This is a genomic window from Legionella tunisiensis, from assembly GCF_000308315.1.
Lineage (GTDB): Bacteria > Pseudomonadota > Gammaproteobacteria > Legionellales > Legionellaceae > Tatlockia > Tatlockia tunisiensis.
Window position 1 is genome coordinate 1 of sequence record NZ_CALJ01000278.1, and the last position, 10,535, is coordinate 10,535.

Consider the following 10,535-nt stretch of genomic DNA (forward strand, 5'->3'; position numbering starts at 1 on the left):
CTGACTCCAGTGCCTCTTGAAATGAAAAATCATTTTCTTTATGGAAAAGCAGAGGTAAAAAGCTTGAAAATAAAGGGCCGAATTGTTCTTGAAGATGATCATACTCAGGCTGAACAATCGAAACTGATACCTGTTCTTGGTTATTTAATCGATATAAATAGATTAAGATGGCAGTTAGTAGCAGTTCTACCTTGTTATCAAATTGTTTGTTAGGGAAAATAGCATTTAAGCAAATGGATGTTTCCAAACGTTCAAATTTCATTGATTCTTTGAGACGCTGTAGATTAAAGGTACTATGTTCAGAAATTGCTTTTATTTTATTAATCCAATAACGCTCATTGCGTAACGCAGCACCGTGGTATTTTCTTTGTGCCTCTATATCTTTTACATTGTAGTAAGGTAAGACTTGACCAACTTGAAGACCGTGACTATTTACCCACTCTTTAATTGCGATTGGCTCCCCTGCCAAAGACAGTAAATGAACAAATTTAATAGGTTGGCCTACCGTACTTACAACGATTGCGTTTTCTTCAATCTCTAGGATTGTACCTAATTTATTCTCAGATGTATTAAGAGCGCCTCCCAGTTCCACCTGGGAAACAATAGCATAGTCCCCGTTTGCCAGTAATTTTAAGGTACCAACATGATTACTATATTTTTGAATGGATAAAGCACGAGTTATGCGCTCAATGGTTTTGGCAGAAAAAAGCCGCCAATCAATAAATCCAAAACAAGGCAAATGATGGTTTGCAGCAAAATAACTGCGCTTGTCAAGCACCTGCTTTCTAGGTGCAAGCAAGCCTGCTTCGATAAGTTTAAGCATTTGAGCAAATGACAAAATTGCATTTTCATAACAGCGTAGATTTAATGTAAGCACTGTATCATTAGGATAAATAGGTAAAGATTGTTGATAAACAATCTCTCCCTCATCAATCTTGTTATTCATAATATGCCAGGTTACACCATGCTCTTTTTCGTTATGAACAAGTGCCCAAGAGGTAGAATTTAGACCTGCAAATTTAGGTAAAAGAGAGTCATGATAGTTAATTGCATAACATCGGGCTAAATTTCGAATTGATTTTGATAAAATTCGACTATTCACAATACTAAATAAATAATCAACCTGGAAAGGCTCAATACTTGCAAGCTTGTCAATACTGGCTATCCAAGCAATTCCATGTTCTTCAGCCCATTCTTGAACACTCTGTAGTGGCGAAATAACTAAGTGTATGCGATGATTACGGGATAGAAGTTGATCGCCACACTGGATGACTAAACTATCTTCACCAATAAGGCAGGTGGTTATCTCCATATTAAGATCCTCAATGGTATATAATTCAAAGGAAATACAATAATTGATTAACTAGGGAAATTCCGAGTACTTATTACTTACCAAATTGGCATAAGGATAACATACTAGCGTGAAAATCGATCACACCACCCTTATTATTCATAATCAACTTACGCAGTTTTTTGTGATGCATAGCCAGGAAGCCGTTATTCTTTTAGACAATGAATCGAGGATTGTTATTTGTAATCCTGTAGCTGAAAAATTATTTGATTGTCAAGCAGCTGAAGCTCTCGGTAAATCGTTTAATGAATTTTGTCTTCAATCAACTAAAAATTGTTTTTCCCAACAGGACTGGCAACGTTTTTTGGGCGCAAACTTAATTCACACTATCCCTGCCAATAGAGGAGAGGAGCTCAGTCTGACATGGCTTATTGAGCGCATCAAAATTGATGATGCCAATTTCCTAATCTTGCAAACAACAAACTATGAAGTTAAAAAACAACATAACGAGATATTTCGCTTAGAAACACTTATTGAGAATATGCCATGTAATGTCTACTGGATGGATAAAAATTGCTTAATGTTAGGCTGTAACCAAAATGTGTTATCTATGCTCAACATGACTCGTGAGCAGTTCAAAGGAAAATCTTATGAGGAGCTTTCGGAAATATGTAACTGGCCTGAAGGCCTTGCTGAAAAACTAAAAATGATGATATACAAGTAATGACTACTGGTCAGCCAATTTTTGGTATTGAAGACCCGCCTATCCCTCATATTAACAATACCGTGTTAAATCTTTTAACAAGTCGCGTCCCCCTAAGAGATAATGCAGGTAAAATAGTGGGTGTTGCGGGAATTTCGGTTGATATCACAGCCTTAAAAGAAGCAAGAGAATTAGCCGAGACAGCCAATCAAGCAAAAACAGAATTTATAGCAAACATGAGTCATGATATCCGTACGCCCTTAAGTGGTATTATTGGGATGTCAAAATTCTTAGAAGATGGTGCTGGTAATCCTCAAGAAAAACAATATGCACGTTGGGTTAATGAAAGCGGTGAACAATTATTAAAATTACTTAATGGCGTTTTAGATGTCGTTTCTGCTGAGCAAGTAAGAGAAGAAGATCTCCATCTAGAAACGTTCGATCTTCGCCAAAGTATTGAGGATATTGTTCAGCTGGAACGACCAATGATATACCAGAAAAACTTAAATTTAGAGGTGAAAATTGATAAGGAAATTCCTCAGTTTCTCGTCTCCGATCGGTTTAAATTACACCGAATTCTGCTCAATTTAGTGGGTAATGCAATAAAATTTACAGAAAATGGGGGAATTCTAATACAAATTTCCCAACGTTTAAAGAACAATGAACGCATAGAGCTTGATTTTAAAATTACGGATACAGGGACTGGTATTCCTAAAAAATTACAGTCCAAAGTTTTTGAACGATTTTATCGCATATCCCCCTCTTACAAAGGCGAACATCATGGTCATGGTGTGGGGTTACACATTGTCGAAAAGTACGTTTCTCTTTTAGGTGGCAAAATTCAATTAGAAAGCGAGGCAGGAAAAGGAACTACTTTTTATTTCACTTTATCGATGGCTATCGGAAAAAAGAAGATGCTGCCATTTCTGAGCCCATGCAATTTATCAATACTGAATCTTCAAAAGAGCCTATCAACATTCAATCCTCAGAGTCTATTTTAGAGCTGCCTGCTGATAATGATTCTCCTTACCTCTTATTGGTAGAAGACAACTTAATCGCTTTGAAAATTGTAGAAACCATTACGCAACAAACAGGTTGTCGCTTTGTTTCAGCGACGGATGGCGAAAAAGCCTTTGAGCTAGCTACATCGCAACATTTTGATTTAATTCTTACGGATATTGGCTTACCTGGCATGTCGGGTAATGAATTAGCTCGAGCAATCCGCAAATGGGAAGCTGACAATAATCGGCCTTCTATTCCTATTGTCGGCTTAACCGCACACGGCTTAATAGCTGCCAAGCCAGAATCCTTGCAAGCGGGCATGAATATGGTCATAAGTAAACCCATTCAATTAGTAACATTACAAACAGTAATTACTCAATTGATTAAATCATGCAACATAGAAAAAGCTAAAACACTAGGCATCGATTTACCTGAAACAGAAGAAGAACTTTTTTTCTTAGATCGTTATCCACTATTTGATCTAGAAACAGGTATAACGAATCTCGGTAATGAAGATGTACTTCGAGAGTTGCTTTCCTTAATGTTAACTCAGGAACTCCCTGGGGATTCTCTAAAAATTCAAAGCGCATATAACGAGAAAAACTGGGATAAGGTCGAAGATTTAGCCCATAAGCTTAAAAGCGGTGCAGTTTATTGTGGAACAATCCGGCTTAAATATGCTTGTCAGTATATAGAACGTTACCATAAAGCTGGCCATAGCCAAAAACTAGAGCAATTATACCATCAATTAATTCAGGTGATTAACGATTCGCAGAATGCAATCAAAGAATGGCTAGCCATAGAAAATCATGTTAGTTTTTGAACCTATGATTAACTTTGTTAGCTCTCGATATGAGAGGCAAGTTTTTCCTTGTTCAAGTTCCTAAAAAATAAAAAACTTATTGATTTCAATGAAAATATAACTCTTGGATATACTTAAAAACAGCAACATAATGCCCTGTCCAATAAGGCAAAAACCAACCTCATTCCGAGTTTTAGGCAAGCATGCTGCCTGACGACAGGTCTGTTGTTTAGCCTATAGCCTCGATGATTTTAATAAGCGGTTTTATGCTAAATAGCACAGACAAACTTGACTCAGTGAAACAAGCTTTTAGACACTGGCGAGTAACATGGACAAAGCGCGGAAAAATTCCGGATGAGTTATGGGTTCAGGTCAAGGGATCAGTTAATTGTTCTGCATTATTTAGTTTTAAATCTAAATCTGTATAGTTTATTTTTGTACTATCGCTTATTGCGATAAGAATTTTAATTTCATCTAAAATTACTGAAAAATTATTCCCGCAACCAATGGATAGAACTGAAATTTCAGGAGCATTAAAAGAACTATGTAATAATTTCTGAAGCCCTATTTTAAAATTTTTTCCCATACTAATTGCCCTTATTTATTTTTAAAATGTAATTTGATAGTGCACCTTCATACACTAAGAGCTTTATTGATGTGTGCATACGATTGGTAAAGGCAAACACCATTCCACTGAATGGATCATTGAATAGTCTTTGCTTGCACAAGGCGTTTAAGCCATCGATACCCTGGCGGACAACCTGATTACTACACATTGGGTTTTTGGAGTATGCCAACCATTGAATAATTTAAACCAACAGAAACATTGCTCACTATCATTTTTTCTGCCAACATCAAAACGTTTAGTTTAAAAGCAACAAATTTTCTTCGAACAACAATATTCTAAAAGGACACTACAAAAAGCAATTAACTGAGAACTATTGGCAAGGATTAATTTTTGATGACTCAACATTTAAGTATTAAAAAACACTATGAAAAAAATGTTATTGAATATGAAAAAATCCGATTAGAGCGAGACTCACCAGTAGAGTTTGCTTTAACTTTGCGCAAATTTTCACAGTATATTCCCAAAGGCTCCGTTGTAATCGATATTGGTATTGGTGTTGGCCATTATGCTGAATATTTAGCAAAGAGAGACTGTTCTCTTCACTTGGTTGACATTGTTCCGGCTTTTTTAGACTACACTAAAAGTCGTTTGGAGAAGGCCGGATTAAAGGAAAAAATATTATCCGAAAATTTAGCCTCAGCAATCGATTTATCTTTTATAAAAACAATTCTGTCGATGTGGTTCTCCTGCTTGGACCACTCTATCATTTAACGCTTGCCGCAGAAAGAGAAATGGCATTATTAGAAGCACATCGAATTTTAAAACCAGGAGGACTCCTATTTGCTGCTGGCATTAATCGGCTCGGAATAGTTAGAGAATTATTCAATTCCCAACGCTATTTTAAAGAACAAAAAATATCAATAGTCGATATTAAATCCCGTGTTGAAACCTGTTTAAAAACAGGTTGCAGTAATGCAGATATATTTCCTCCATTAGGGGATGCCTACCTGGCTACAGCAAAAGGATTTTGTGAAGAAATGGAAGACCATTTCACAAAAATTGAGTTTTTGGGCATTGAGTCATTTGCGGCCTATAACCAAAAACTCTTTCTTGAAAAGGATAATCTAGAAGTTGAAGCATGGCTGGATTTACTCGAAATAACAGCAAGCATGGATGAGGGTATAGCAAGCGCAGAACATTTTTTATTTATAGGTAAAAAGAAGTAGCAGGAGCGTGACAAACAAGGTCACGCATTAGGGTCAACCCATTTGTTGGAAATCCAATTTCTGTTTTTGGGAAACAACTACTTGATAAGGACTTTGACATGTCTATAAACAAATCCATGCTCTTATTATCACTAGTGCTTACCTACTCTACAACTGACGTAACCATAGCATGCAGTCGCTTTACTTATGCCGCAGCAGAGAACACGGTTATCACTGGACGTTCGATGGATTGGGATGAAGACATCAAGACTGACCTTTGGGCATTTCCAGCAGGTATTGCACGTAAAGGTGACTTGTCTTCTAATGCAGTACAATGGACATCAAAATATGGTAGCGTGATTGCGAGCGGTTACAACCTAGGTACTGCAGATGGTCTCAACTCAAAAGGATTAACCGCGAATTTACTTTACCTGGCCACGGCTGATTATGGCAAACCACAATCCAATCGTAAGAATTTATCTGTTTTAAATTGGGCACAATACGTATTAGACAATTACGCGACTGTCAATGAAGCTGTGAATGGCTTGAGAAATGTGCAATTTAATATGAGTGCGCCCGCATTACCCAATGGTGCCAGCACAAGTCTACATTTAGCCGTGACAGATTCAAGCGGTGACAATGCAATTTTTGAGCATATCAATGGCAAACTCATTATTCATCACGGCAAAGAATATAAAGTGATGACAAATGAACCTACTTATGACAAGCAACTTGCGCTAACTGATTATTGGAAACGCTTAAATGGACAATTTCTTCCCGGCACCAGCGAACCGGATGATCGATTTGTACGCGCAAGTTATTATCTTACTACTGCACCAAGTACCTCTGACTTACAACACGCTGTCTCTATTGTTTTCTCCATTATTAGAAATGTGTCCGCACCCATTGGTCAAAACACACCTGGTAAACCGAATGTCGCTTCTACTATATGGCGATGTGTGGCGGATTTGAAAAATGGTGTTTATTTTTTGAAAATACGGATAGACCTAATGTTTTTTGGGTTGACTTACAAAAATTAGATTTAAGTCAAAATGGCAAAGTTATGAGATTGCCACTGGCTAATAATCAAATTTATGCTGGTGAAGTTAGTAAATCATTTGTAGAAGACAAACTACCCTATTAATTGCAGCAGCCCAATCAAATTAAAGGATTGAGATTAAAACACAGATTCTTCGCCACACTGCCTTTCCAACAAACCTCTCTGTTGTTCAGATAACTCCGCCATTCTAATCAAATCTAGATTTAATTTAGCACGTACTTAGGCAGAGGAGAAAGAACCCTCATCAATGGAAGACACTCAGCCCTTTCCCCTTCTTCTAACCGCACTTTTGAAAAGCAGGTTGATTTGAATCCTCTAATCCAAGTAGTTTAAATGCTTTATTAACCTCTTGATTAGACATAAGAACTAGATCTTTGCATATTTTTTAGCTAAAAATCAATCGAGTGAACGTCGATTACTGATGCAAGAAATTCGCGACGTCAAGAATAGAGTTATGGAATCAAGGTTTCAATTTTAATCATTGAATACAAAATTCAAGCCCTGATCATATATATGCAGGTATTTGCTTGACTGCATCAAGGTAGCTTTGACTTAATCTGAGGATTTATTCGAAAAATTAGGGTCAAATCAATAATAATTTTTATTTTCACCTAAAATCCATTTATGGGTAGATTTGACCCTTTGGAATTAGAAAGAGAGTCTTGGCGCTTCTTCTTGAATTGGTTCGGAGTTTAAAATTTGAGGTGGTTCAGAGTTTAAAACTTGAGCTGATTCAGGCTTTAAAATTCCCTGATTTAAGCCAGTCAACAACAATGCTCCGATAGCCATTGAGAACCATCCAAACATTTGGATAGTACCATTGAGACTGAAATTTGAATTTCCTTTTTATCTTCCCCGCTCAATTTTTGTAAAGAACCGTTAAGGAATTGGCTAAGACCAGTCACTATATCATCAGCTTCAAGGGTTTCAACTTTTGATTTAATGGTACGTTTTACACCCCTGGTGATCTCATCCCCCTACAGTGGTGAGCGTATCATCAAATTGCATAGCCATTTTTTTGCAGCTTGTTGTAGGGGCTCAGAGAAGTTACCCATTAACTTAGCCATTAAATCATTACTGCTGGTTACCGTAGGAACAGCATCCGTAGTAACAGTAGGTTCTGATTCTTGCTTAAGCCTTACGGGAGAGGGACTTTCTTCGCTCAATATTTTTAAAACACCACTTTTCGCACGATTGAAAGTGCTTCTAATGACGACATCACCAATAAAATTTTCAACGGAACTTTTTAGGCCACTTGAAGTTTGGTCAAGCGTACCTTTGGCACCGCCTAATAAACTGTTTAAACCTACTTTTACAGTGTCTAACAGACCCATTCTCAACTCCCATTTAGTTAAATCTTTTACATAGTAACTAAAAATTTTCTACAGAGTAATGCAAGTATTTTGTAAGTTTTGTAAAAGATATGTAAAGACGGTTGTCCCCTGGAATGCCAAGAACCAGGTTATTTTTGAACAGTTGTTACCTTGATTACGCTTCGCTACATCAAGTATGGGCTTGCTATGTAGCGAGTTTCACGTCGATGTAATCAACGAAATTGGCGGGCCAAAATCCTCAGATTATGAGAGTTTTGGGGCCAGAACTTGAATTTTGATCGTTAAATACAAAACTCAAGTTCTGCCCCCAAAGACTCTTGCGACAAACAACCTGTATAATGTATTCCCATACTTACCACCAGGATTACATTTGAATCACGAGAATCAAACACCCTATGAACTACTTGAGCCTCATGTCATTTTGGATGCAATTGAACGCTTAGGTTTTCTTTGCACAGGCAACCTAGTTGCACTTAATAGTTATGAAAACCGTGTTTATCAAATAGGCGTTGAAGATGCTGAACCTCTCATCGCTAAATTTTATAGACCTCATCGCTGGAGTTCAGCAGCTATTTTAGAAGAACATCAATTCTCACTTGAATTAGTAGAAGAGGAAATTCCCATTATTGCGCCCCTCATTATAAACAATCAAACCTTGCATCAATATAATGATTTCAGATTCGCCCTCTTTCCTAAACGCGGCGGCCGTGCACTAGAATTAGATAATAGTGAACAACTAGAATGGATGGGACGCTTTATAGGGCGCTTACATGGCGTCAGCTCGTGCAAAACATTTCAACACCGCATCCAATTAAATAGTCAAAGTTACGGCCATGATCCTTATGAATTTCTCATTGGACAACGCTTTATTCCAGAGTATTTAAAACCTAATTTTTGCAACGCTGTCGAAACAGCCTTACAAAAAATCAATCAGATATTTAAAGGCATAGGTCACGTTGATCAAATACGCTTGCATGGCGATTGTCATGCAGGAAATGTGTTATGGAGCGCATCTGGTCCTCATATTGTAGACTTAGACGATTGCCTCATGGGCCCAGCGATACAGGATCTTTGGATGTTACTTTCAGGTGAACCCCAACAAATGGATAAACAACTGACAAAGATTTTACAGGGGTATTGTGAATTTCATGATTTTAACCCACGCGAACGCCATTTAATCGAAGTATTACGTACGCTACGCATGCTGCATTATCCAGGATGGCTGGCAAAACGCTGGGCTGATCCAGCATTTACTTTGAATTTTCCATGGTTTAATACGCCAGTATACTGGCAGAATCAGATTATAAATCTAAATGAACAGATTGAATTATTAGATCAAATTGAATGTTAGATCCTTGGCCGTGTCTTTTGACCCGACAACACGTCACCAAAAACTGGTTAGGCCTGGACCTTTGGAGTCAGGCCATGCCCCATTTTCGTTTCTTGCGGTGCCGCCACTCAAAAAATTGATTATTGCTTTTCATCATGTAAGATTCGGTATCAAAATTTTATAACTGCTTTAGACAAGGATTTCTATGTTGGCCGATCGCCAGATAATCACTTTTACTCATAGGTATTGGCTACTAATACTCTTAGCCTTGGCGATACTTGGAGCTGGCCTTGGTTTTCGTGATCCCTGGCCCGCTGATGAACCACGCTTTGTTTTGATTGCTAAACAAATGATAGAGAGTGGGCATTGGCTCATCCCCATGCGTGGAGGGGAACTCTATGCTGATAAACCACCACTTTTTATGTGGGGAATCGTTGTCTCATACTTATTGACTCACTCTCTTAAAGTGGCTTTTTTGCTACCTTCGCTGTTGGCTAGTTTATTGACATTGGTTCTGACATGGGATCTGGGTCGTCGATTATGGAATAGGGAAATCGGTTTTCTTGCAGCGCTTATGTTGCTCTTTACAGTACAATTTACTCTGCAAGCTAAAACAGCCCAGATAGATGCGCTAGTCACTCTATTTGTTACTCTCGGTATTTATGGGTTTTTACGTTTTTTGCTCTTAAGCGAAGGTTGGCGTTGGTACTATTTTGGCTGGTTTGCGGCAGGTCTTGGAGTTATTACGAAAGGAGTTGGTATTCTTGCGGTCCTCATCTTACTGCCAGCTCTACGGACTCATTTTTCTGTAATCCGTCAAGCAAGATTTTTCTCGATTGCAAAAACTGTAGCAGGCCCGCTAGTCATGCTGGCCACTATCAGTCTTTGGTTGTTACCAATGATTTGGAGCACGCAACATAGTGCGTCTCCTCTCCTGGAAGCTTATCGCAATAATATTCTGTTTCATCAGACGATTGGTCGCTATACTCACTCATGGGCTCATATCAAACCCGTATGGTATTATCTAATCCAAGTCATCCCTTTCTTTTGGCTGCCCTTATCTCTTTTTTACCATGGCTGATTGGGTGTTGGAAAGTTGCTCTTAAGCAAGGTGATCGACGTATTTTCTTATTATTAGGCTATATATTACTTGTTATTTTGTTTTTCTCAATTTCCCCTGGTAAGCGAGCAGTTTACTTAACGCCAGCCACACCCGCATTTGCTTTGTTGGCATCTCCCT

At 38.0% G+C, this 10,535-nt stretch carries 13 protein-coding genes; 9 read left to right on the top strand and 4 right to left on the bottom strand.

Annotated elements, in window-relative coordinates; genetic code table 11:
• A partial coding sequence (locus BN58_RS29010) for a formyltransferase family protein (RefSeq protein ID WP_156812586.1) occupies positions 1 to 1,312 on the bottom strand: 1,312 nt, incomplete at its 3' end.
• A 109-nt stretch (positions 1,313 to 1,421) separates the two neighbouring features.
• On the opposite strand from BN58_RS29010, the gene BN58_RS26470 reads away from it, so the two are divergent.
• From BN58_RS26470 to BN58_RS29015, 3 genes are read left to right on the top strand one after another with little or no spacing between them, the layout of a single operon-like run.
• Positions 1,422 to 2,015: a PAS domain-containing protein gene (locus BN58_RS26470; RefSeq protein WP_019217744.1), complete on the top strand. Its 594-nt coding sequence runs from the start codon at positions 1,422 to 1,424 to the stop codon at positions 2,013 to 2,015.
• Positions 2,015 to 2,995 (top strand): sensor histidine kinase, encoded by a 981-nt coding sequence (locus tag BN58_RS26475; protein WP_019217745.1) that lies wholly within the window; start codon positions 2,015 to 2,017, stop codon positions 2,993 to 2,995. The genes BN58_RS26470 and BN58_RS26475 overlap by 1 nt, the downstream gene beginning before the upstream one ends.
• The gene (locus tag BN58_RS29015) at positions 2,929 to 3,819 is read left to right on the top strand and encodes a response regulator (protein WP_019217746.1); all 891 of its coding nucleotides are present in this window, start codon (positions 2,929 to 2,931) and stop codon (positions 3,817 to 3,819) included. Before BN58_RS26475 ends, BN58_RS29015 begins: the two co-directional genes overlap by 67 nt.
• Before the next feature lie 346 nt (positions 3,820 to 4,165).
• On the opposite strand, the gene BN58_RS32015 is transcribed toward BN58_RS29015, so the two are convergent.
• Positions 4,166 to 4,384, bottom strand: a complete 219-nt coding sequence (locus tag BN58_RS32015; protein ID WP_019217747.1) for a hypothetical protein — start codon at positions 4,382 to 4,384, stop codon at positions 4,166 to 4,168.
• A gap of 1 nt (position 4,385) precedes the next feature.
• Positions 4,386 to 4,574, bottom strand: coding sequence for an IS66 family insertion sequence element accessory protein TnpB (gene tnpB, locus BN58_RS37980; RefSeq protein ID WP_083852237.1), 189 nt, complete (start codon positions 4,572 to 4,574; stop codon positions 4,386 to 4,388).
• Between the two features lie 185 nt (positions 4,575 to 4,759).
• Between tnpB and BN58_RS16365 the strand changes: the two genes are divergently transcribed.
• The 3 genes from BN58_RS16365 (at position 4,760) to BN58_RS26480 (ending at position 6,611) form a co-directional block, all read left to right on the top strand.
• Positions 4,760 to 5,137 carry a class I SAM-dependent methyltransferase gene (locus BN58_RS16365; RefSeq protein WP_026069542.1) on the top strand — a complete coding sequence of 126 codons (378 nt, stop codon included), beginning with the start codon at positions 4,760 to 4,762 and terminating at the stop codon, positions 5,135 to 5,137.
• Entirely contained in the window at positions 5,104 to 5,592 is a 489-nt protein-coding gene (locus BN58_RS16370) for a class I SAM-dependent methyltransferase (RefSeq protein WP_019217748.1), read from the top strand. The genes BN58_RS16365 and BN58_RS16370 overlap by 34 nt, the downstream gene beginning before the upstream one ends.
• A gap of 98 nt (positions 5,593 to 5,690) precedes the next feature.
• On the top strand, positions 5,691 to 6,611 hold the full coding sequence (locus BN58_RS26480; protein WP_198009953.1) for a linear amide C-N hydrolase: 921 nt from the start codon (positions 5,691 to 5,693) through the stop codon (positions 6,609 to 6,611).
• A gap of 997 nt (positions 6,612 to 7,608) precedes the next feature.
• On the opposite strand, the gene BN58_RS16385 is transcribed toward BN58_RS26480, so the two are convergent.
• Positions 7,609 to 7,965, bottom strand: coding sequence for a hypothetical protein (locus BN58_RS16385; RefSeq protein ID WP_019217750.1), 357 nt, complete (start codon positions 7,963 to 7,965; stop codon positions 7,609 to 7,611).
• A 370-nt stretch (positions 7,966 to 8,335) separates the two neighbouring features.
• On the opposite strand from BN58_RS16385, the gene BN58_RS16390 reads away from it, so the two are divergent.
• From BN58_RS16390 to BN58_RS34965, 3 genes are all read left to right on the top strand, one after another.
• Positions 8,336 to 9,316: a serine/threonine protein kinase gene (locus BN58_RS16390; protein WP_019217751.1), complete on the top strand. Its 981-nt coding sequence runs from the start codon at positions 8,336 to 8,338 to the stop codon at positions 9,314 to 9,316.
• Between the two features lie 184 nt (positions 9,317 to 9,500).
• Positions 9,501 to 10,376 (top strand): ArnT family glycosyltransferase, encoded by an 876-nt coding sequence (locus BN58_RS26485; protein ID WP_051131944.1) that lies wholly within the window; start codon positions 9,501 to 9,503, stop codon positions 10,374 to 10,376.
• A partial coding sequence (locus tag BN58_RS34965; protein WP_232220723.1) for a hypothetical protein occupies positions 10,343 to 10,535 on the top strand: 193 nt, incomplete at its 3' end. The genes BN58_RS26485 and BN58_RS34965, both read left to right, overlap by 34 nt.

Bases quoted from the DNA above. Each gene is read 5' to 3' on its own strand.
- BN58_RS16365 (WP_026069542.1), top strand. From the start codon at position 4,760: ATGACTCAACATTTAAGTATTAAAAAACACTATGAAAAAAATGTTATT.
- BN58_RS16385 (WP_019217750.1), bottom strand. From the start codon at position 7,965: ATGGGTCTGTTAGACACTGTAAAAGTAGGTTTAAACAGTTTATTAGGC.
- BN58_RS29015 (WP_019217746.1), top strand. From the start codon at position 2,929: ATGCAATTTATCAATACTGAATCTTCAAAAGAGCCTATCAACATTCAA.
- BN58_RS32015 (WP_019217747.1), bottom strand. From the start codon at position 4,384: ATGGGAAAAAATTTTAAAATAGGGCTTCAGAAATTATTACATAGTTCT.
- BN58_RS26480 (WP_198009953.1), top strand. From the start codon at position 5,691: ATGTCTATAAACAAATCCATGCTCTTATTATCACTAGTGCTTACCTAC.
- BN58_RS26475 (WP_019217745.1), top strand. From the start codon at position 2,015: ATGACTACTGGTCAGCCAATTTTTGGTATTGAAGACCCGCCTATCCCT.
- tnpB (WP_083852237.1), bottom strand. From the start codon at position 4,574: ATGTGTAGTAATCAGGTTGTCCGCCAGGGTATCGATGGCTTAAACGCC.
- BN58_RS26485 (WP_051131944.1), top strand. From the start codon at position 9,501: ATGTTGGCCGATCGCCAGATAATCACTTTTACTCATAGGTATTGGCTA.